Source organism: Archangium violaceum, from assembly GCF_016887565.1.
GTDB classification, from domain to species: Bacteria; Myxococcota; Myxococcia; order Myxococcales; family Myxococcaceae; genus Archangium; species Archangium violaceum_B.
Genome location: NZ_CP069396.1, coordinates 4,588,220 through 4,609,829, shown reverse-complemented (window position 1 = coordinate 4,609,829; position 21,610 = coordinate 4,588,220). Strand labels below are relative to the sequence as shown.

The following is a 21,610-nucleotide window of genomic DNA, read 5'->3' as shown; positions in this document are numbered from 1 at the left end:
GCCTCCGAGCGGTTCCCCCCTCCGGGGTCCCCGCGTCACGTCCACTGGCGCCGGATTCCGGCGCCAACGGACGAAGATTCTCATTTATCCCCCCACCCTGACCACTGCCACCGCGATCAGAAGAGATCGTCGGTGGGTTCATTCGAATCCGGCTTGGCTGGATTCTTCTGCTGCGGCGCGTTGGCCGGAGGAGAAGCAGCGGGCGGATTGGCGGCGGGCTGGGTGTCGCCAGCGGGCTTGACATCCCCGGCGGGCTGGGTAGCACCCGCGGGCTGGGTGGGAGCCGGGGCGTTGGTGCCCGCGGCGTTGACGGTGCCCTGCTTGGCCTCCTCGGCCTTCATCAGCTCCTGCTGCTGCTTCTGGAGCTCCTCGAGCTTCTTGGCCTGCTCCTCGGCGGCGACGGCCTCGCGCTGGGCCTGGACGATGGACTCCGCCTCGCGCAGCAGGTTGAAGATGGGGTGCTCGGCGTTGAGGGCCACCTCGCCACCGGACAGGCTGATGTACTTGCGGTACAGCTCGATGGCCCGGTCCGGAGCGCCCTTGTTGCGGTGCAGGATGACGCCGCGGTTGAAGTAGATGGCGGCCAGCTTCGGGTCGAGCTTCTCCGCCTCGTCGTACTCCTGCATGGCCTTGTCGAACTGACCCTGGCCCTTGTAGGCGATGCCGAGGTTGAGGTGGGCGGGGGCGTTCTTGCTGTCGGCCTGGAGGATGCGGCGCAGGTGCTCCTCGGCGCCGGGGTAGTCCTCCACTTCGAGGGCCAGCTGCGCCAGCTGCACGTGCGCGGGCACGTAGTCGGCGCGGACCTCGATGGCACGCCGGAACTCCAGGCGCGCCTCGTCCTTCTTCTCCTCCTGCAGGAGGATGAGGCCGATGGTGTGGTGCAGCTCGGGATCGTTCTGGTCGATCTTCAGCGCGCGCAGGGCCACCAGCTTGGCCATGGCCAGCTGCTTGCGCTCCAGGTAGCTGCGCATCATCACCTTGTAGGCGGTGACGGACTGGGGCTCGCGCATGAGGGCGGCGCGCGAGAACTCCATGGCCTTATCGTGGTCACCCGTCTGACGGTAGATCTCCGCCAGGCGGGCGCGGCTGCTGGCGTCGTCCGGGTACGTCTTCAGGACGCCCTGGTAGATGCCCACCGCGCCGGCGATGTCACCCGAGTTCTGGGCGATCACCGCCAGGTTCTCCGAGGCCTGGCGCAGCGTGGGCTTCTTCTGGAGGGCCGCCTGGTAGCGGGCGATGGCCTCCTTCTGGTTGCCCTGGCGCTCGGCGATGACGCCGAGGTTGTACTCGGCCTCGGCGAGGTTCTGATCCGCGTCCAGCGCGGCCTTGAACTTGCGCTCGAGCGACGGGTAGTCGAAGGCGTTGGCCTTCTTCTGGGCCTCGAAGGCGCCGAGCGCGTCATCGAAGAGCAGCTTGGCGCGGTTGGAGATGGAGACGGGCTCGTTGGACTTGGCGACGTTCGCCTTGCCCGTGGTGCCCGTGCCCGGACCGGCGGCCTTGGTGCCCGTGCAGCCGGTGGCGAGGAGTGCCGCGAGCGCGGCCAGGAGGAGTGAGCGCATCATGGGGGTGCGATTCATTTGAGGAAGTCCTCCGGTTCCTGATCATCCACGGCGGACTTGCGAGGAGTGCCTTCCTTGGTGGGGGCGGCCGGCCCGTCGACCTGGGTGGCGGTCTGCTGCTGCAGCCGCTTGGCCAGATCCGACACGTCCTCGACCACCTCCTCGGTCTTGCCCTTGTCGTCCTGGGCCGCCTCGACGACGGGCGGCGGAACGTCCTGGATGGCGGCGAGCAGATCGCCTCCGATGGCCAGGTCACGGCCCTTGGAGAGGGCCACCTTCTCCTCGACCATCGTCGGGAACTGCTCCGGACGGTAGGTGTCGCGCAGCATCTTGAGGCTCTCGGCGGCGCAGGTGTTGAAGACGCTCAGCTCGCGGCTCTTGAGCACCGCGGTGGAGAACGCCTCGGCGGCCTTCTCCTTGAGCGGCAGGGACTGGTTGCCGAACTCCTCGCGCAGGGCGCCCTCGGTCTCCTCGTCGATGCCGGGAGGCATGGGGGCGTTGCTGATCTTGTCGGCGAAGTTGTCGTAGATGAGGCCGATGCGGTGCAGGGCGCAGATAGCGGGCTCGGCCGCGCCGAGCGACACCGTCTGCACGTACTTCTTCTCCACCACCTCGCGCGAGTTGTTCTTCTCCGCGATGGAGCCCTTGAGCTTGTCCGGGCTGGGCGGACGGCCCCAGGAGAGCTTCAGGCGCGAGTAGAACTGGAAGTCCGGCTCCACGCTGCGGTACTGGGCGCGGGCCACGGCCTCCAGGGCCGGCTTCTCCAGGGACTGCTGCATGCGGCGCGGCAGCTTCTCGTAGTAGTCGAGGATGCGGCCGTAGAGGCGAGCGGTGTCGCGCTCCTTGTGCATCTTGTTCTCGAAGATGTCGGCGATGCGGCCCTCGGCCATCAGCACCTTGCTGGGGCTGCGGATGTACTGGCGCTCGTACTCCTCCAGCTGACCCATGGCCTTGTTGAAGTTGCCCGTCTTCACGTGCAGGTCGACGATGGAGAGGAAGATGTCCTCGGCGTCCTTGGCCTTGGGCCACACGGTCAGGTAGCGCTCGCGCAGGGCCAGCGCCGCCTTGAACTGGCCGAGACCCTCGCGGTAGGTGGCCGCGTTGAAGAGCGCCACCTGGGCCTTGGACTCCTCCCACTTCTGAGGCTGGCCGGGCTTGTCGGACACCACGGGGCTCGCGGCCGCCTTGCCCTTGCCCTTGCCCTTCTTGGCACGAGCGGGCGCCGCCTTCCTGGCCACCACGGCCTTGCCACCACCGGACAGGCTGGCCTCGTATCCGTTGACGTACTGCTCGTACACGTCCGCGGCCTCGCTGAAGTCACCGATGGCCTCGAGCGCCTCCGCGTTGTTGTAGATGCACTCCGGCACGAAGCGCGACGCGGGGTACTGCTCGATGATGCGCTGGCGCACCTGGATGGCCTTATCCAGCATCTTCGCCTTGTAGTAGTCCACCGAGGCGTTGAAGAGCGCCACGTCGGCGATCTCCGTCTGCGGGAAGTCGGCCACGAAGGACAGGTAGGCCTCGGCCGCCTTCGCGAACTGGTTCTTCGCCTCCAGCTGGCTCACGAGCTTGAACGCCGACTGCTCGATGACCTTGGACAGGTCCTCACGGAACTTGCCCACCGCGAGCTTGTCGTTGTTGTAGAAGCGGCGCGCCCACTCGTTCACCTTCGCCCAGTCCTCGAGCAGGTTGTACGAGTCGAGCACCAGGTTGGCGGCGATCTCCGCGGCGCGCTCGCCGGACTCGAACTTGTACTCGGGCGAGCCCAGGGCGATCTCGCTGAAGCGCAGCACCGCCTCGTCGAAGTGGTTGTGGCGGTAGTAGATGTTGGCCGCCTTGAAGGCGATCTCCACCCGCTTGTCGCCCTTGCTCACGTACTTGAGGTAGCGCTCGCAGGCCTCCAGCAGGTCCTTCTTGCCCTGCGGAATCGCGGCCTTCTTGCGGATGTCCTTGGTGTCGACGTCCTTGAAGGCGCCCTTGGACTCGGCGTCCTTCACCATCTCGTCATAGGCGAGCACGGCGTTGTAGGCGGCGTTGTTCAGCCACTTGCCCGGCTTGCCCGGCTTGGGGTTGCCCTGCTCGTCCTTGGCCTCCAGCAGCTTCACGTCCTGGAGGACGACGAGCGTGTAGTTGGCCGCGGCCTTGTCGAACTTCTGGAGGTTGTCGTTGAGCAACTCCGCCCAGAAGAAGCGCAGGTCGTACGCCTTGGGGCTCTCCGGGAAGAGCGTCAGGTAGTCCGAGTAGATCATGTCGGCGTACCCGAACGTGGCCTCCTCGCGCGTCTTCTTGGCCTCGTTGTGCCAGGTGACGGCCAGGTTGGACAGGGTGCGCTCGGACAGATCCTTCGCCTCGGCCAGGGCCTTCTTGTCCTTGTCGTCCTTGATGACGCCGGAGCCCTCGACCTCCTTCATGATCTTCACGAGCCGGCGCACCTGCGTGACGGTGCGCTCTTTGTTGCCCATGCGAAGGACGATGTCGACGATGCGGCCCTGGAAGCCCGGGGCCTCGGGCGACAGCGGCTTCTCCTTGATGAGGGAGTTGTAGGTGATGGCCGCCTCGCGGTCCTTGCCATCGCCGTAGTACATGTTGGCCAGGGTCCGCATCATCGCGAAGCGGTCCTCGGGGTTGCTGGCCACCTTGGAGAAGTCCTCGCGGGCGAGCATCACGTCGCCCTCGCGCGCATAGGCACGCACGTAGTCGGTGCGCGCCTCACGCGCCAGCGAGTTGGTCTTCTTGGCGTTGCCGTCCTTCTCCAGCGCCTGCGCGCCGGCCAGCTCACCGTAGAGGACCACCGCCTTCCACTTGTCCTTGGCGTTCGGGTAGTCCGCCAGGTTGAAGTAGCACCAGCCCTGCTTGTAGAGGGCGAAGGCGTACACCTGGCTCTCGGGGAACTCGGCGGCCTTCTTGTAGGCGGCCAGCGCCTTCTCCAGGTCCGCGCGCTTGCCCTTCGAATTGTTGAAGTAGTACTCGCCGAAGGCCAGGTAGGCGTCGGGGATGTACTTGGACTTGGGGTGCTTCTCCACCAGGCGCTTGAAGGCCACCAGCGCCTTGCGGTCCTGGCCGTCCTCCATCAGGTACGTGCCGAGGAAGAAGAGCACCTCGTCCGAGCGCTCGAAGTCCGGGTACTCCTGGACGATCTTCGTGTACTGCTCGAGCGCGAGCTTGCCGTACTGCTTCTGCCGGGTGAGCAGCTCGGCCTTGGCGGCCTTGGCGCGGCTCTGGGCGGCCGAGTCACCCCGGTTCATCGCCTCGATGAGCTCGTCGTCCTTCCGGTTCGCCTCGAAGAAGTAGTACTTGGACTCTTCCCAGTACAGCTCGCCCAGGCGGAACAGGAGCGAGGGCTGCTCCTTGGCGTCCGCCGACAGGGAGATGATCTTCTTGAGCGACTCGATCTGCTCGCGGCGCTTGGAGGCGACCTGCCCCTCCACGCCGAGACGGAACTGGTCGTATTGGAGGGCGGGCGCGTTGTCCTGCTTCTCCTTCTTACGACTGATGTCGCCAGCGAGCGACTTGTCCACCACGGCAGTGGAGCTCTTCTTGCCGAGGTTGGCGTCGCGCGGCGCTTTCTTTTCCTGCGCGTGGGCCATCGAGGCCATGAGCAGGAGGCTGAGGAGGAGCGTGCGGCGCATGTGTTTCCTCTGCTGGGTTCTACCGGCCCGGTCTCCTGCCTGCTCGGCAAGTGTCCGGGACTCTTCGGGAATTTCCATCTGGAAGGTTGCGCACTATGCGCGGTGCGTTGGGGCGGGTCAACAGGGCCTTCGGGGCATGCTGGCTCGGTGCAATGCGGCCGGAAAGATTCCAGGAAGGCTGTGCGGGAAGCGTTTCGCGAGTTGCGATGTCAGCCCCGGCTGGTAAGGGGGAACCTTGCCCCCGGCCGTCCGGCTGCACACCTGGGAGACGTAGCGATTCATGAGCCTCCTGCCCGAGAGCGCCAGCTTCGAGGAGCTGGTGCAGGATTACTTCCTCGCAATTCGAGGCAGCGGACTGATGCTGTCCGCCCTGGATGTGGAGCTTTTGACGTCCTGGGCCACGCAGGGAGTTCCCTTCGAGGTGGTGGCGCGGGGGATCGCCCGATCAGCCGAGAAGGCCCTGTGGGACGCGCGCCCCGGGGAGCCCGTGCTGCGCAGCCTGCGCGCCTGCCGCAAACAGGTGGAGGCGGAGATCAAGAAGCACCGGGAGCGCGCGGCGGGCGCGGGCAGTGAGAACAGCCGGCGCGCCGCGAAGGCGCGAACGTGGGAGGAACTGCGACACGGGCAGCTGAGGGCCTCGCTGGAGCGGCTGGCGGAGGCGGAGCCGGTGCTGGCGCCGCGGATCGGCCTGCTGATGGAGACGGTCCTGCGGGAGGTGCCCGGCGAGTTCGCGCGGATGGAGGCGCAGGAGACGCTGGTGGGGATGCTGCTGCTGCGCGCCCTGCCCTTCTCCGAGCGGCTGGAGCTGTGGCGCTCGGCGCACGGGGAGGACGCGGATCAGCAGTACATGTCCTTCCGGGCGCGGCGGCTGGCGCGGCGCTTCCGGCTGCTGGCGGTGGTGCGCCGGCGGCTGGGGCTGATGGATGCCTAGAGGGTAGCCGACTGAACGTGCGTGTAGCGGGCTGACGCGCGTCAGGGCGCTCTGCTATGGCCTGCGGCCATGGTCACGAAGGCGATCGGCGAGGTGTGTGGCGAGTGTGGGGGACGGACATACGTCATCGAGCGGCGTGGAGACCGGGCGCACGCGCGGGTGTGCACGTGCTCGGCCCGGTGCGAGCTGTGTGAGGGACGCGGCTACGCGTACGAGGTGCGCGAGGAGTCCTTCAGCGCCAAGGTGGGCCCCAAGCGCTACGAGGTGCTGGTGCCGTGCGTGTGCCAGCGGCGGGCGAAGCGGCTCGAGCACTTCAACGAGGTGGGGCTGCCCGGAGTGATGGCGCACGCGAGCTTCGAGGGCTACCGCGCCTTCAACGAGGCGCAGGATCGGGCGCGCAACCTGGCGATGCACTTCGCCCACCACTACGACAAGGCGGGGGTGAACAAGGGCTTCATCCTGAGCGGGCCGGTGGGCACGGGGAAGACGCACCTGCTGGCGGCCACGCTCAAGCACCTGGTGCTCGAGGTGGGGCTGGAGGCCCGGTACGTGGAGATCTCCCTGCTCTACGCCACCATCCGGCGCGGCTTCCAGGAGGGCAAGAGCGGCGGGGAGATCATCGGCCCGCTGTCGGAGGTCGAGGTGCTGGCCATCGACGAGATGGGCAAGGGGCGCGGCAGCCAGTTCGAGATGGAGACGCTCGATGAGCTGATCGCCCGGCGCTACAACGCGGCGCGCACGACGCTCTTCGCGACGAACTACTCGCTGGAGCCCGAGCGCCGCGGCACGCGCGCCGCCGCTCCGAGCGGCTACCGCTCCACGGAGGACACGAAGAGCGCGGCGCGCGAGATGGAGTTGCTGCGCGAGCGTGTGGGCGAGCGCATCTACAGCCGGCTGTGCGAGATGTGCAACTTCGTGGAGTTTCCGAAGGAGACGACGCCGGATCAGCGGCGCATGCGGCAGGAGCTGGAACCCAGGCCGGGTCCGCCTCCGGGCGGAATGCGCTCGGGACGCTGATCCTCACTGGAGACCCGCGTCGACGACCCGCGGGTCTCCGCAGTGGCCGGGCACGCGCTACGGCGTGATGGCGCGCAGCAACGCGTTGCCCGAGTCCGCCACGTACAGCGTCCCGTCCGGACCCACCGCGAGACCCGCCGGCAGCACGAGGTCCGCGTCATCCCCCGTCCCATCGCGAGCCCCGAAGCGGCCCGAGCCCGCCAGCGTGGTCACCGTCCCGTGCGGAGAGATGCGCCGCACCCGGTAGTTGCCCGGATCCGACACCGCCAGACTCCCGTCCGGCAGCACCGCGATTCCCAGGTACGGCAGCATCCGCGCGTCCTCGCCCTGCCCTTCCGCGAAGCCTCCCGGCGGAGAGCCAGCCAGCACGCTCACCGTCCCGTTGCGCAGCGCCACCACGCGCGACATGCCCGTCTCCACCACGTACACCGTCCCGTCCGGCGCCTGCACCACCGCCGACGGCCGGTACAGCCACAGGTTCGCCGGCAGCGTCGTCACTGGATAGCCCGGAGTCAGCAGATCGATCCGCCGGATGACGCCGTTGCCCAGGTCCGCCACCAGCAGCTCCCCCTGCGGCGTGACGAACAGCCCCGCCGGCTGGTTGAAGCGCGCCTGCGCCGCGGGTCCGTCCATCAGCCCCGGCTCCATCACCGCCCCGGCGAACACCGTCGTCGTCCCGTCCGGCGTGATGCGCCGGATGCAGTAGTTGTCCGAGTCCGCCACGTAGACGTTCCCCTGTGCGTCCGCGGCGATCCCCATCGGGCCATTCAGCTTCACCGAGGAGAGCGTCGAGATGCTCCCGTCCGGCCCCACCCGCTTCACCTCGTTCGCCAGCGCGTCCGCCACCGCCCAGCCACCTCCGGGCAGCACCGCCACCGCCACCGGCGCCGCCAGCAGCCCCCGGCCCGGCTCGCCGTCCTGATCACCCCGGCGTCCCGGCTGCCCGGCCACCGTCCGCACGTCGGTCGCGTAGGGGCCTCGCGCTCGCGGCAGCTGCGTCGTCGGCAGCACCACCAGATCCTGCGGCACCTGCCTCCCCAGCGCGCGGTAGAGGACGTTGGCCACGATGCGCGCCGCGCGCGGATCCGCCGCCTCCGTCGTCCCCAGCGTGTGCACGAAGTCGATGCCCCCCGCCGAGAACACCCACGCGTCCCCCTTGCGGAACACCACCATCTGCCCGAAGCCGAACGCCCCTTGCAGCGACAACGCGGGCGACTCGGCCAGCACCTCCAGCCCCGCGGGCGACCGGCCGTTGTCCACCACCTGGTCCTGCTCGTAGCCGTTGGCACGCCACAGCGTGTCCCCGTTCCTCAGCCCCGTGCCCTCCAGCGCCCAGTGCCCCTGGTTCGTGATGACCGTCGGGAAGGCGAACTGGTGCCAGCGGCTGGAGAACATCACCCCCAGCAGCGAGTTCTCCGGGCGCGGCGTGGCCAGGTCCCTGAACTTCGTCGAGCGGTCCAGGCTCCTCACCCCCACCGGGTCCCTCGCGTCGCCCTTGTAGCAGGTGATGATGCGCCGCGGCCGGCCATCCGCCGCCGACTCGAGCCGCACCTGCCAGTAGGCCTGGTTCGCCCCGAGGTTGATGATCGACAGCCCCTCGGCCTGCGCCTTGTCGGCACGGTCGCGCAGCGTGCGCGTCCAGTACTCGTCGTGCCCGGACATGATGAGGACCTTCGCCTCGCGCAGCGCGTCCTCGCTGCGATCCAACTCCTCGTTGGTCACGTAGGTGACGTCCAGCCCCTGCGCCTCCAGCCACATGATGAGGCCCTGGTCATCGTCCAGCAGGTGGCCCGAGCCGTAGCCGCGGTAGTAGGGCCTGTCGTACGAGGCCTGGAAGCCGCGCCCCACCCCGGTGATGCGGAACTTGTCGTCGTAGAGGCTCGTGCCGCCCCACGTGTTGTAGGCCTGCCAGGTCGCGGTCGGGATGATCACCGTCACCTCCGAGCGAGGCAGCGGATCCCTCACGAAGAACGGCACGTAGCGCTGGTAGCCGTCCTCGCGCACCAGCTTCACCACGTACACCCCGCGCATCCACCCGTTCGTCACCAGCTCCAGCGTCGGCGTCCAGTTGCAGGCGACGATGCCCGTGGGCTGCTGCGCCGGACACGGCGCCTGCGGCACCGCCTGCAGCGGGCCACCCCGCGCCACCTCTCGCGCCCCCGTGCCCCCGTAGTAGCCCAGCCGATAGACCTCCCAGCTGAACTTGCGCGGAGAGCCCGTCACCGACACCGCGATGGGCACCCGCTCGCCCGGCGACACCGTGGAGACGAGCGCGTAGCCCTCGATCTCGTTGGTGTTGGCCGCTTTCTTGATGCGCCACGCCGTCGTCCCCTGGCGCGCGTTCTCCTTGCGGATGGCTTGCGAGTCATGCGGCGGAATCGTTCCACCGTCCGGCACGCCGCCATCCGGGTCCGGCGGCGGTGGCACGCTTCCATCCAAGATGTCTGGCTCCCCGCCATCCGAGCGCTGGAGCGGTGGGGTGTCACGCGCACCACCATCCCGACCACCCGCGCCGGAGGAGGAATCCTCACACCCTCCGACCAGGCCCAGGAGGCACAGTACGGAAACCAACACCCCGATGATCCGACCACCCTTTCCCATGCCTGCCTCCACCCTCTCGGGCTGCGAGGGTAAGCATGAGACCCAGTCTGGGAAGTCTTCCTCTCCTTCCTGGACGCCCCCGTGGACAGTTCAATGTCCACCAGACCTCACGAGCCGCCCTCAGTTGCCCAGGAACTCGCGGTGCAGCCTCGCGGTGAGCGGCTTCAGGTACGGCTTGTCCACCAGCAGCGTGAGCTGGAGGGGCGAGGTATGGACCGCATGCACCCTCGCGCCCACCTCCTCCGCCACCCCCAGGGCCCGGCGCAGGTAGCTCCAGTCCGCGTTCAGCCCCGCCCCCACCGCCGTCACCGTCCCCACCTCCTCGCGCAGCGTCACCGCCGCCCCGAAGCGCGCCACCACGTCCCGCTTCAGTGCCTCCAACCCGTGCACGTCCTGCAACGGCACCGCGATGAACGCCCGCCCCTCGCGCCCCAGCAGCCCGTCGAACGCCAGCGCCCTGCCGCGCACCCCTCGCGCGTCCAGGAACTCCAGCAGCTCCGGCAGCCGCACCTCCTCCACCGCCGCCGACAGCACCGCCATCTCCGCCTCCGCCGTCACCCCCTTCACCCGCGTGTCCGCTGGCGCCACCAGCTCCTGCACCGCCGTCCCACTCCCCTGCCCGTGCGCCGTCCGCGCCAGGATGACGATGCCCTTGGCCTTCGCGAACTCCACCGCCTGCGCGTTGAGCACCTTCGCCCCCGCGCTCGCCAGCTCCTGCATCTCGTCGTACGAGAGCGTCTCCAGCTTGCGCGCGTCCGGCACCACCCGAGGATCCGCGCTGAACACCCCGTCCACGTCCGAGTAGATCTCACACGACTCCGCGCTCAACGCCGCCGCCAGCGCCACCGCCGTCGTGTCCGAGCCTCCCCTCCCCAGTGTCGTCACCTCCTTCTTGTAGGAGACGCCCTGGTACCCCGCGACGATGACCACCTTGCCCTGCTCCAGCTCGTCCTGGATGCGGTACGGCCGCACCTCCACGATGCGCGCCTGCGAGTGCGCGTCATTCGTGATGATGCCGCTCTGGCTCCCCGTGAAGCTGATGGCCGGCACCCCCATCTCCTGGAGCGCCATGGACAAGAGCGCCATGGAGATGCGCTCCCCGCACGTGAGCAGCATGTCCAGCTCGCGCCGCGCCGGGTCCGGCGACACCTGCTTGGCCAGCGCCAGCAGCTCGTCCGTCGTGTCCCCCATGGCCGACACCACCACCACCACCTGGTAGCCCCGGTCCCGCGTCTCCTTTACTCTGCGTGCGACCTTGCGGATCTTCTCCACATCGGCGACCGATGAGCCGCCGTACTTCTGCACCACGATCGGCATAAAGCACCCGCTGCGTTGTTCCTAGGGGCCCGTCAAGGTCACAGGTAACCTGCCGGGCGTGTCCGCCAAGACACACTGGAAGCACGTCATGCACAAGGCTCGCCAGCGCCGTTCCGACAGTTCCCGACGCCTGCCTGCCCTTCTTGACAGGTCGGAAACGGCTTTTATATCGGCCGCCGACCGAGTGCTTCTCCACGGAGCCATCCCATGCCGATGATCGAGGTGCAGAACCTCACCAAGCGATACCGCGACCGGATCGCCGTGGATCGCCTGAACTTCTCGGTCGCCGAGGGACAGATCCTCGGCTTCCTCGGGCCCAATGGAGCGGGCAAGTCCACCACGATGAGGATCCTCACCGGGTTCCTCCCGCCCTCCGAGGGGACGGCCCGGGTGGCGGGCTTCGACGTCTTCGAGCAGCCCCTGGAGGTCAAACGGCGGATCGGCTACCTGCCGGAGACCCCGCCGCTGTACCCGGAGATGACGGTGGCCGGGTACCTGAAGTTCGTCGCCGAGCTCAAGCGGCTGCCCGGCCGCGGCCTTCGCGCCGAGGTGGACCGGGTGGGCGGGCTCGCCGGCGTGTCCGACGTCATGGGTCGGGTCATCCAGAACTTGTCCAAGGGCTACAAGCAGCGCGTGGGGATTGCCCAGGCCCTGCTCGGCTCCCCGCCAGTGCTCATCCTCGACGAGCCCACCGAGGGGTTGGATCCCGCCCAGCGCGCCGAGGTGCGCGGCCTCATCAAGAGGCTGGCCGGCAAGCACACCGTCATCCTCTCCACCCACATCCTCCCCGAGGTGACGATGACCTGCGAGAAGGTCCTCATCATCAACCAGGGCCGGGTGGTGGCGTACGACGAGATCCGCAAGCTGACGCACGTGCACGGCGGCAAGGCGGAGAACGTGTCGCTGGAGGAGATCTTCATCAAGCTGACCGCGGCCTAGCACCCGCGCGTCCCCCCTTCCACGGTTCCGGAGAACCCCATGCGCACCGCGCTGGCGATCGCTCGCAAAGAGCTGTCCATCTACTTCACCACGCCGTGGGCCTACGCGGTCTTCACCGCGATGCAGGCCCTCTCGTCCTTCTTCTTCATCAACAACCTCTACAAGTTCCAGCAGGCCCAGGAGCTCGCCCGGGTGTACGGCTGGGAGAAGGTGCCGCAGCAGTTCCGCAACCTCACCGATGGGGTGGCGGTGCCCTTCTGGGGCACGGTGATGTTCATCACCCTCTTCGTGGCCCCCTTCCTCTCCATGCGGCTGTTCGCCGAGGAGAAGCGCAACAGGACGTTCGAGCTGTTGATGACGGCGCCGGTCCGGCCCCTGGAGATCGTCCTGGGCAAGTACCTGGGCGGCCTGGGCGTCATCACCGCCACCCTGGGCCTCACCATCGTCTTCCCCGTCATCCTCTCCGTGTTCGGCAAGGGTGAGTCCGGCAGCGCGCTCGAGTGGAGCACGGTGCTGCTGGGCTATGGCGGGCTGCTGCTGTGGGGCGCCACGTGCATGGCCATCGGCATGTTCATCTCCATGCTGACGGAGAGCCAGATGGTGGCCGCCCTGCTCAGCTTCACGGTGCTGCTGCCGTGGATGTTCCTGAGCGGGCTCGCCGAGGGCACCGAGGAGCCGGTGCGCTCCCTCATCAACGCCCTGTCCTTCGACGTGCAGCTGTCGGGCCTGCTGCGCGGCGTGTTGGATCTCAAGGCGCTCGTCTTCTTCGTGTCCGTCATTTTCTTCTCGCTGCTGCTCAGCCACCGCACGGTGGAGGCGCAGCGATGGACGTGAGCCCCTCGCGAGGATGCCCATGAAAGCGGCCAACATCGGAAAGATCCTCGGCGTGTTCGGGCTGCTGCTGCTGCTCTCCAGCCCCTTCACCCTCTTCCTCACCTCGGGCTCCATCCCCATCGCCGCCACGAAGGCCGTGGCCGGTGCGATCATGCTGGGCCTGTACTTCGCCACCAACTTCAAGCAGTTCGGCCAGTTCGCCTCGCGGCGCTCCAGCTTCTTCTTCGGCACCACGGCGCTGATGGTGCTGATGACGCTGGGGGCGCTGGTGGCCATCAACTACATCGCCCACAAGAAGAACCAGCGGTGGGACCTCACCGAGCGGAAGGTCTTCACGCTCTCGCCCCAGACGGTGAGCACGCTCAAGGCCATCAAGGAGCCGGTGCACGCCATCGGCTTCGTGCAGCCGGACCACCCCGCCTACGCGGGCCTGCAGGCCACCTTCGAGCGCTACCACGCCGAGGCGCCGGACACGTTCGACTACTCGTTCAAGGATCCGCGCCGCCACCCGGACCTGGCGCAGAGATACCAGCTGCGCGACAGCCAGACGACGGTGGTGCTCACGCGCGGCGAGGGCGCCAACGAGTCACACACCTCGCTCAACGTCATCAGCGAGCAGGAGCTCACCAACGCCCTGCTCAAGCTGACGAAGGTGAGGGACCAGACGGTCTACTTCGTGGTGGGCCATGGCGAGTGGCCCCTGGACCGTCAGGTGCCCATGCCCGGCCAGCGCGGGCGGACGACGAGCCTCTCGGAGCTGAAGCAGCAGCTCGCCCAGGAGGGCTACGCCCCCCGGGAGCTGAACCTCGCGGGCGGTACCACGGTGCCGAGGGATGCCTCGCTGGTGCTCATCGCCGGCGCCAAGGCTCCCTTCAGCCCGCCGGAGGTGGAGTCGCTGCGCCAGTACCTCGCCGCCGGTGGCCGGCTGCTCTACTTCGCCGAGGCCTATGGAGAGCCCGGCCCGGAGCTGGCGAAGCTGCTCGCCGAGTACGGCGTGGAGCTCGACAAGGGCGTGGTCGCCGATGGTCAGTTCAACGGTGGCAGCCCCTACGTCGTCCTCTCGCTCTTCTTCGGCAAGCATGAGATCGCCCAGCCCTTGAGCCAGCGGCAGCTCAACATCGAGTTCCCCACCGCGCGCAGCATCGGCGTGCTGAGCCAGGGCCTCGCCGAGGGTGTGAGGGTGACGCCGGTGCTCCTCACCTCGCCCTTCGGCTGGGTGGAGACGACGCCCGACGACAAGCCGGCCCCCACGGAGGGAGAGAAGAAGGGCCAGCTCAACCTGGTGACGGCCAGCACGCGCGATACCTCCCAGGCGTTGGCCAGGCGCTTCGACGAAGCGCGGCTCGTGGTGGTGGGTGACTCGGAGCTCCTCCTGGACTCCAACTGGGGCCACGAGGGCAACCGCAACCTGGTGATGAACGCGCTCGGGTGGGCCACCCAGCAGGTGGAGAAGATCACCATCCGCCCGCCCGACCGCGCCACCTCCACCCTGGAGCTGGATGCGGAGATGCTCAACCGCATCCGTTTCGTGTCCACCGACGTCCTGCCCCTGTCGCTGCTCGGCGTGGGGCTGGCCATCTGGCTCTCGAGGCGAAACAAGTGAACGCCAGGCAGAAGAACCTCGTCAGTGTGCTGGCCGCCACCCTGGTGGCTGGCGGGCTCGGGCTCTACACGTACTTCGGCGTGATGAAGCCGGAGGAGCAGGAGGCCCAGCGCAAGGAAGTGGAAGACAAGCTCTTCGTCACCCAGGCCCCGGACGAGCGTGGCCAGGACGGGGGTGCGCCCGTCGCGCCCGTCTTCACGCACCTCACCGTGGAGATGGCGGGGTCGAAGACGGTGATGGAGCTCGTGGAGGGCCGGTGGCGCGTCACCTCGCCGGTGTCCGCGCTGGCCAACAAGGCCGAGGTGGATGGCCTCACCCAGGAGCTCGCCTCCGCGAAGTTCCTGAGCTCGTTGGACAAGAACCCCACCGACGCGGACCTGGAGCGCTACGGGCTCAAGCCGCCCGTCGTCACCGTGACGGCCAGGGCCTATGTGCCGAACGCCCAGGGCGGCGGAGCGGAGGATCCCTCCCGCCAGCGCACGCTGACGTTCCACACCGGCGTCGAGAACCGCTTCGACGGCTCGGTGTACGTGCGTCGCGAGGGAGATCCGACCGTGTACTCCTCCCAGGGCTCGCTCCGCTTCGCGGTGCAGAAGCGCACCAATGACTGGAGGGACCACGAGGCGTTCCCCGTGAACGAGCCCTCGCTGCTGCGCATCGAGGTGAAGGCACGCAAGAACGCCTTCACCCTGGAGCGCGCCAGCACCGACCAGCCCTGGCAGCTCACGAAGCCGGTGGCGTTGCGCGCGGATGGCCAGCGGGTGGCGAGCATGGTGTCCATGTTCAAGGGCTATCGGGCCCTCACCTTCCCCGACGCGGAGCGCGAGGCGAAGGTGCGGACCGCCCTGGAGAAGCCCGTGGTGGAGGCACTCTTCGTCCCCAACACCGGCGATCCGGTGCGCGTGCGGCTCGCCGAGGTGACGCTGGATGGGATGCAGCAGATCTTCACGCTGAGCGAGTGGGGCCGGGAGTCCGTGCTCGCCCTGGTGGACAGCAACACCGTCAACGTCCTGGACCTCACCGTGTCCGAGCTCAAGGACAAGAAGGCGCTCGCGTTCACCGTCGATGACGTGCACCAGCTCGTCATCCACCCGGCCCCTGGCGGGGACATCATCCGACTGGCCAAGACCCAGGACACCCAGCAGTGGGAGGTGGTGGCGCCCATTCCCAGCAGGGCCCGCGAGTTCAAGGTGGCCTCGCTCCTGGGCTCGCTGGAGAAGCTCAAGGCCGCGGCGCTCGGCGAGGCCCGCCCCAAAAGCTGGGGCAAGTATGGCATCTCCGACTCCTCGCGCGGCGTGGTGCTGCTGGACGCCCAGGGCAAGGAGCTGGCCCGCCTGTCGCTCGGCAACGAGGTGAAGGGCAACCCCAAGCGCCTGTGGGCGCGCGGCTCGGCCGAGGAAGTGCTCGAGCTGGAGAAGTCCGTGCTCGACGCACTGCCCCTGAAGCTCGAGGACCTCATGCAGGGCGTGCCGGCCGCGAACGGCTCGCCCTGAGGCCCCGCCTCACACCTCGAGCAGCAGGAAGCGCTGTTCGGGGTGCATCTTCGTCATGAGCGGCATCGCCACGTTGTAGACGGGGATGCCGCTCTTCGTCTTCCCCTGGGGCGCACCGTGGTGCGCGTGCCCGTGGAAGACGGCCTCCGCCCCATAGTGGTCCACCGGCATCGCCAGGCGGCTGGTCCCCAGGAAGGGGCGGATCTCGATGTTCTCGCCCTCCAGCGTCTCGGGGACGGGGGCGTAGTGCATGATGACCACCTTCTTCGGCGTATCCAGGTGGCTGAGCGCCGCTTCCAGCTTGAGCGACTCGTGCACCGCCTCCTGCACGAAGGACTTCGTCTGTCCCTCGCCGAAGGCCTGCAGCGTGGCGTTGCCGAAGCCACCGCCGAAGCCCTTCACCCCGGCCACGCCCAGCACCTTCTCGAAGATGAAGTGGTCTCCATCGAGGATGTGCACCCCCACCCGGGCCAGCTCGCCGCAGATCTCCTTCGCCTGGCTGTGCTCGTAGTCGTGGTTGCCGAGCACCGCCGCCACCGGCACCCGGAGGGCGGACAGCTCCTCGGCGAGCACCTTGCCCTCCTCCACCATCCCCCGGTCCGTCAGGTCCCCGCAGAGCAACAACATGTCCGCTTCCGCGTTGATGTGCTTGACGAGCTGGCGGAAGCGGCCGTGCTGGTCCTCGCGGCAGTGCAGGTCACCGACCGCCGCCAACCGTATTTTCGAGCTCGCGTCCCGCGCCACGTGCCTCCCCCTTCTGTCGATCTCGCTCGTCCCAGGACCGTCCGTCACCGTATCCCCAGTGATGGATGTCCACCGCGTAGTTCACCCGCGAGATGAGGTTCCCGCGGCACAGCCGTTCGTCCCAATTGCCTTCCTTGAGCGTGTCCAGCGTGCGCGACATCAGCTCCGTCATCAGCCACGTGGGGATGAGGTCGCGCTCACACGGGTAGGCGAAGCGGAACATCATCAGGTGGCTGAGCAGCACCTCCCAGTACCGGTCGAAGCGCCGCAGCAGCCGCTCCCAGTCCATCCCCGTCCCCATCTTGAGGATGAGGTGGTTGATGTCCGCCCCGTCATACCGCTCCCGCTCGTTCACGAAGGCCTTGGACCAGATCATCTCCTCGGCCGGCGCGATGAGGCAGCGGTAGCCGAAGACGGAGGCGGACCTCGCGTGGACGAACCACTCGTCATCCACGGTGGCCACGCCATTGCCGGAGGAGAAGATGAAGTCGACGAAGTACTCGCCCCGGTAGGCCTTGTAGATCCACACCTCGTCGGCCCGCTCGGTGCGCCAGCCGTCCTTCTCCAGCGCCACGAGCGCCCGCTCCGCGTCGCGCTTGCGAGGGAACAGGTCCAGGTCCTTGGTGTCCCGGTAGATGCCCGTATAGGTGGCGTAGGCGTAGGCCCCGCCCACCAGGAACGGGACACCGGCGTCCAGCAACACCTCGATGGCCCGGCCCCGGGCGTTGATTTCCTCTGGTGTTCGGGCCCGCTCCGCGAGCGAGGCGTCGATTCCCATGTCCCCGGGATGGTTGGGGTGTCGCTTTTCCATGGGGCAAACCTAGGAACGGGCCCTTTTTCTCGTCGGAGCCCCCGTCCGGTATGCCTGGAGGGCGACCGAGGGGCCTCCAACCCCTTGGAATCCCTGGGGGTTTGGCCTTCTGAAAATCGACTTTTCTGTTTTTGGACCCCTGCCGTGTCCCTAGGGACGAACAAGCCGCACCGGCCATGAAGGCCGGGCGGAAACCCCGAGGGGGACCCACATGACGCTGCGCAAGAACCTGCTGTTCGCCGCCCTGATGCTCGCTGGTTGTGGCCGTATGGACCGTGAGGAGGAGTTCCGTTCCGTGCTCCCCACCAAGGAGATGGTGGAGGTGAAGACGCCGGCGGACAGCGGCCAGGCACTGAGGGTGGAGGAGGTGGGCGCTCAGGCCGGAGAGGGCCGCAGGAGCGACCTCTACCAGATCACCCGCACCACCACCGCGGTGGTCAACGGCGGCACGCTGGCCGTGCTGGGGCTGGTGGACGCGGTGACGAAGCACAACCCCACCACCGTCACCGAGGACACCGCGGTGTGGGGCCCGCACACGGAGGCGCTGGCCCGCAACACCTGGAAGCTCACCGTGAAGAAGACGGGCGACAACACCTACGGCTACACGCTGTCGGCCAAGGCGAAGACCGCGGACGACTCGGCCTACGTGGATGTCATCGTCGGCACGCACACCGCCGCGCTGGACGCGGCTGGCGAGCCGGTGAAGGGCTTCGGCCAGGGCGAGTTCACCCTCGACTGGGACCGGCAGAGGACGCTGCCCGAGAACGACGACAACGTCGGCCGCATGACGGTCAAGTACTCGCGCCTGGACGACAAGAGCGCCGCTACGGTGGACGCGGCGTTCCGCCAGGTGCGCGACGACCAGGACGCCAGCAAGCGCGCGGACGCGGACTACCGCTACTCCGCCACCCCGGGCCAGGGCGGTGAGTTCAACTTCAAGCTGAGCAACGACTGGTACAAGCCGGCCGGCACCGCCAGCCAGTCCGAGGTCCTCACCATCAAGAGCCGCTGGCAGCAGGGGGGCGCCGGCCGCTCGGATGTCCGGCTGTCGGGCGGGGACCTGGTGGGCGAGGCCACCGTCAACGAGTGCTGGGACAGCAACTTCATCAGCCACTTCATGCGCGCCAGCTACGACCCGCGGGTGGGCTACGGCACCGAGACCACTGACTGCGTCTTCACCCCGGCGGCCTACTCCACGTTGTAAGCTCGGGGAACATCACCCCGTAGCCACATGAGGCAGCTCTTGTCGGGAACGCCCCAACCGGCCCTGAAGGTCATCGACGGTGGTCAGAAGGATCGGCGCGCCCTCCTGCGCGAGCTGTACACGGCATACGGCGGCAGCGTGTATGGACGCTGCCGCTACCTGTTGAAGGACGCCACCAAGGCCGAGGACGCGATGCAGGAAGTGTTCGCCCGCGCCTTCACCCACGCGGATGAGTTCCGCGCCGAGTCCTCGCCCCTGGCGTGGTTGATGAAGATCGCCACCCACCACTGCCTCAACCAGCTGCGCGCGGAGCGGGCCCCCTGGCGGCGCTGGTTCGAGCGGGACGAGCTGGCCCGCCCCGAGGGAGACCGGGGGGCGCAGGTGATGGAGACGCGGGAGCTGGTGCGCGCGCTCCTGTCCCGGGTGGACCTGGAGACGCAGACGGCGGTGGTGCACTACTGGGTGGATGGAATGACGCTGGAAGAGGTGGCCGCGGTGCTGGGGCGCTCGGTGCCCACGGTGCGCAAGCGGCTGGAGCAGTTCGCCGCCCTGACGAACGAGGAGCTGAAGGTCCCATGAGCGCGCACCTGTCGGAGTGGACGCTGCGGCGACTGCACGTTGGAGAGCTCCCCGATGCGGAGTCCCAACGGGCCCGGGAGCACGTGGCCGCCTGCGCGGAGTGTCACGGGGTGCTCGCGGGCCTCGAGGCGAACCAGGCGCGATTCGAGGCGGAGGTGCCCTTCGAGCGCTTCGCGTCCGGAGTGGAGCGCGTCCTGAAGGAAGGGCAGGCGAAGAGCTCGAAGCCCCGGCTCAATGGCTTGCTGGTGGCGGTGGCGGCCACGGTGCTGCTGGCCGTGGCGGTGCGGCCGCTGCTGTCCGAGTCCCCCGCGGGCAACCGGCTCAAGGGAGGCGCGTCGGCGGAGCTGCGCATCGGTGGCAAGGGAGACCAGCGCTCCGTCCAGCCGGGCGACACCGAGGAGCTGCTGCCGGGCGAGCAGATCCGCCTGGGATACGTGGCGGGGACGCACAAGTACGTGCTGGCGGTGTCGGTGGACGAGGCCGGCGAGGTGTCGTCGCTCTACCCCGAGTCCGGGCCGAGCCTTCCCGTGGAGGCGGGCGCCGGAAAGCACTGGCTGCCCGACAGCGTGGAGTTCACCCCCGGAGGCTACGAGCGCGTGGTGGTGGTGCTCTCCGAGAAGCCGCTGGAGGCGGAGGCGGTGGCCGCCGAGGCGAGGCGGGCCTGGGAGGCCGCCGGGAGGAAGGTGGAGACCATGACCTCGCTGGGCCTGGACGGCGAGGAGACCCACTGGCTGCTGCGCAAGCCATGAGACGCCTCGTGGGCCACGGCCAGGTGCTCGCCCTGGTGCTGCTGCTGGCGGCGGCCGTCCGGGCGGAGACGCCGCACCGCTTCGCGCTGGTGGTGGGCAACGACGAGGGCGGCGCGGACACCCGGCCGCTGCGCTTCGCCCGGGACGACGCGCGCAAGATGCACGACCTGCTGCTGCGGCTCGGCGGCGTGGCGTCCGGCGACGCGAAGCTGTTGCTGGACGAGGACGCGGAGGACTTCCACCGGGCGCTGGCCGAGCTGGAATCGGGCATACGCGCGGCCCGGGCCCGGGGCGAGCGCACCGCGCTCATCGTCTACTACTCGGGCCATGCGAAGGACGGCTCGCTGCGGCTGGGGGACAGCGCGGTGGAGCTCGAGGCGCTCAAGCGCCGGCTGTCGGCGGCGCCCGCGGACATCCGCATCGCCATCCTGGACTCGTGCCGCTCGGGGGCGCTCACGCGGACGAAGGGAGCCCGGCGCGCGCCGGCCTTCGCCATCGACGCGGGGGCACAGCGGGAGGCCCGGGGGCTCGTCATCCTCACCTCCAGCTCGTCGGACGAGGACTCGCAGGAGTCGGACCTGCTGCGAGCCAGCTACTTCTCCCACCACCTGGTCAGCGGGCTGATGGGAGACGCGGACCGCTCGGGCGACGGGCAGGTGACGCTCTTCGAGGCCTACTCCCATGCCTACGTCCGCACCGTGGCGGACACCGCGGACAGCAGCGCCGGGCCCCAGCACCCCACCTTCAGCTACGACCTGGCTGGCAATGGCGATCTGGTGCTGACGGACCTGCGGGTGCGCGACGAGGGACTGCTGGTGCCCGCCACCGCGCCCGCCGGGGCCTACTACTTCGTGGATCCACGAGGCGCCGTGGTGGCCGAGCTGGACAAGGCCGCGGACTCGGAGCGGCGCGTGGCGCTCGCCCCGGGGACGTACACGGTGAAGCGCCGGCTGCCGGACCGGCTGCGCATCGGCGTGGCGGAGGTCCGGCGCGGGCGCACCTCGGTGATCGACGAGTCTCTGCTGCGCGACGCGCCCTTCTCGGACGACCCGGTGAAGGGCGCACCGCCCCGGGAGCGCGCGCTCCGCACGGCCTGGACACTGGGGCTCACCGGCGGCTACCACTCCTTCTTCGATGCGCCCACGCGCGAGAACCTCTTCCTGTCCACGCCACTGCTGGGCCTGGAGGTGGGCCTGCACCACTACTTCCGCGAGAACTGGCGCTGGGACTTCGATGTCTCGTTGGGAAGCCAGCGGGCCACCCTGGAGCTGCCTACACTGTCGGGCCCGGGCTACCGCTACTCGCTGCTGACGGTGGGCACCTCGCTGGTGGCCGAGTGGCCCCTGGGCAGGGTGGCCCCCTTCGTCGGAGCGCGGCTGTCCTATCTGGTCATGGTCCGCGACTTCGAGGACGCGAGCCTCCCGGACCAGTTCTACGCGGTGCTTACCCCGGGCCTCGTGACGGGCGTGCACTGGCGGCTGCTGGAGCGCCTCGAGCTCACCGGACGCGCCCGCGTCCATTACCTCCTCTACAACGTCGATGCGAAGCGCTCCCTGGGCTACTGGGAGCTCGGGGCGCTCCTCACGTACCGCCTCTGAAT

The 21,610-nt window shown here is 68.5% G+C and carries 16 protein-coding genes; 10 read left to right on the top strand and 6 right to left on the bottom strand.

From position 1 onward, the window contains the following. Window positions 1–116 precede the first annotated feature (116 nt). On the bottom strand, window positions 117–1,577 hold the full coding sequence (gene gltE / locus JRI60_RS19080; RefSeq protein WP_204227288.1) for an adventurous gliding motility TPR repeat lipoprotein GltE: 1,461 nt from the start codon (window positions 1,575–1,577) through the stop codon (window positions 117–119). Next, complete coding sequence (locus JRI60_RS19075; RefSeq protein WP_204227287.1) at window positions 1,574–5,188, bottom strand: tetratricopeptide repeat protein; 3,615 nt, start codon at window positions 5,186–5,188, stop codon at window positions 1,574–1,576. Before JRI60_RS19075 ends, gltE begins: the two co-directional genes overlap by 4 nt. A gap of 280 nt (window positions 5,189–5,468) precedes the next feature. Here JRI60_RS19075 and JRI60_RS19070 point away from each other — a divergent pair, with 280 nt between their 5' ends. Further along, window positions 5,469–6,119, top strand: a complete 651-nt coding sequence (locus JRI60_RS19070; protein ID WP_204227286.1) for a hypothetical protein — start codon at window positions 5,469–5,471, stop codon at window positions 6,117–6,119. Between the two features lie 69 nt (window positions 6,120–6,188). Continuing rightward, on the top strand, window positions 6,189–7,136 hold the full coding sequence (locus JRI60_RS19065) for an ATP-binding protein (RefSeq protein ID WP_204227285.1): 948 nt from the start codon (window positions 6,189–6,191) through the stop codon (window positions 7,134–7,136). Window positions 7,137–7,193: 57 nt separating this feature from the next. On the opposite strand, the gene JRI60_RS19060 is transcribed toward JRI60_RS19065, so the two are convergent. Both JRI60_RS19060 and JRI60_RS19055 read right to left on the bottom strand, forming a co-directional pair. Further along, window positions 7,194–9,575 carry a N,N-dimethylformamidase beta subunit family domain-containing protein gene (locus tag JRI60_RS19060; protein ID WP_343213413.1) on the bottom strand — a complete coding sequence of 794 codons (2,382 nt, stop codon included), beginning with the start codon at window positions 9,573–9,575 and terminating at the stop codon, window positions 7,194–7,196. Window positions 9,576–9,857: 282 nt separating this feature from the next. Continuing rightward, window positions 9,858–11,054, bottom strand: a complete 1,197-nt coding sequence (locus JRI60_RS19055) for an aspartate kinase (protein ID WP_204227283.1) — start codon at window positions 11,052–11,054, stop codon at window positions 9,858–9,860. 207 nt (window positions 11,055–11,261) lie between these two features. Here JRI60_RS19055 and JRI60_RS19050 point away from each other — a divergent pair, with 207 nt between their 5' ends. From JRI60_RS19050 to JRI60_RS19035, 4 genes are read left to right on the top strand one after another with little or no spacing between them, the layout of a single operon-like run. Further along, window positions 11,262–11,993, top strand: coding sequence for an ABC transporter ATP-binding protein (locus tag JRI60_RS19050; protein WP_239470607.1), 732 nt, complete (start codon window positions 11,262–11,264; stop codon window positions 11,991–11,993). Window positions 11,994–12,032: 39 nt separating this feature from the next. After that, window positions 12,033–12,827: an ABC transporter permease gene (locus tag JRI60_RS19045; RefSeq protein ID WP_204227282.1), complete on the top strand. Its 795-nt coding sequence runs from the start codon at window positions 12,033–12,035 to the stop codon at window positions 12,825–12,827. 19 nt (window positions 12,828–12,846) lie between these two features. After that, window positions 12,847–14,430, top strand: a complete 1,584-nt coding sequence (locus JRI60_RS19040) for a GldG family protein (protein WP_204227281.1) — start codon at window positions 12,847–12,849, stop codon at window positions 14,428–14,430. Beyond that, window positions 14,427–15,923: a DUF4340 domain-containing protein gene (locus JRI60_RS19035; protein ID WP_204227280.1), complete on the top strand. Its 1,497-nt coding sequence runs from the start codon at window positions 14,427–14,429 to the stop codon at window positions 15,921–15,923. Before JRI60_RS19040 ends, JRI60_RS19035 begins: the two co-directional genes overlap by 4 nt. 9 nt (window positions 15,924–15,932) lie before the next feature. Here the strand turns inward: JRI60_RS19035 and JRI60_RS19030 are convergent, their stop codons facing one another. Beyond that, a complete protein-coding gene (locus JRI60_RS19030) occupies window positions 15,933–16,637 on the bottom strand; it encodes a metallophosphoesterase family protein (RefSeq protein WP_204227279.1) in 705 nt (234 codons plus the stop codon). After that, window positions 16,621–17,478, bottom strand: coding sequence for a hypothetical protein (locus tag JRI60_RS19025; protein WP_430384388.1), 858 nt, complete (start codon window positions 17,476–17,478; stop codon window positions 16,621–16,623). The genes JRI60_RS19030 and JRI60_RS19025 overlap by 17 nt, the downstream gene beginning before the upstream one ends. Window positions 17,479–17,689: 211 nt before the next feature. On the opposite strand from JRI60_RS19025, the gene JRI60_RS19020 reads away from it, so the two are divergent. From JRI60_RS19020 to JRI60_RS19005, 4 genes are read left to right on the top strand one after another with little or no spacing between them, the layout of a single operon-like run. Beyond that, the gene (locus JRI60_RS19020; RefSeq protein ID WP_204227278.1) at window positions 17,690–18,682 is read left to right on the top strand and encodes a hypothetical protein; all 993 of its coding nucleotides are present in this window, start codon (window positions 17,690–17,692) and stop codon (window positions 18,680–18,682) included. A 27-nt stretch (window positions 18,683–18,709) separates the two neighbouring features. Continuing rightward, a complete protein-coding gene (locus JRI60_RS19015) occupies window positions 18,710–19,261 on the top strand; it encodes an RNA polymerase sigma factor (RefSeq protein ID WP_204227277.1) in 552 nt (183 codons plus the stop codon). After that, window positions 19,258–20,010 (top strand): DUF4384 domain-containing protein, encoded by a 753-nt coding sequence (locus tag JRI60_RS19010; RefSeq protein WP_204227276.1) that lies wholly within the window; start codon window positions 19,258–19,260, stop codon window positions 20,008–20,010. Before JRI60_RS19015 ends, JRI60_RS19010 begins: the two co-directional genes overlap by 4 nt. After that, window positions 20,007–21,608, top strand: coding sequence for a caspase family protein (locus JRI60_RS19005; protein ID WP_204227275.1), 1,602 nt, complete (start codon window positions 20,007–20,009; stop codon window positions 21,606–21,608). Before JRI60_RS19010 ends, JRI60_RS19005 begins: the two co-directional genes overlap by 4 nt. Window positions 21,609–21,610: the final 2 nt, after the last annotated feature.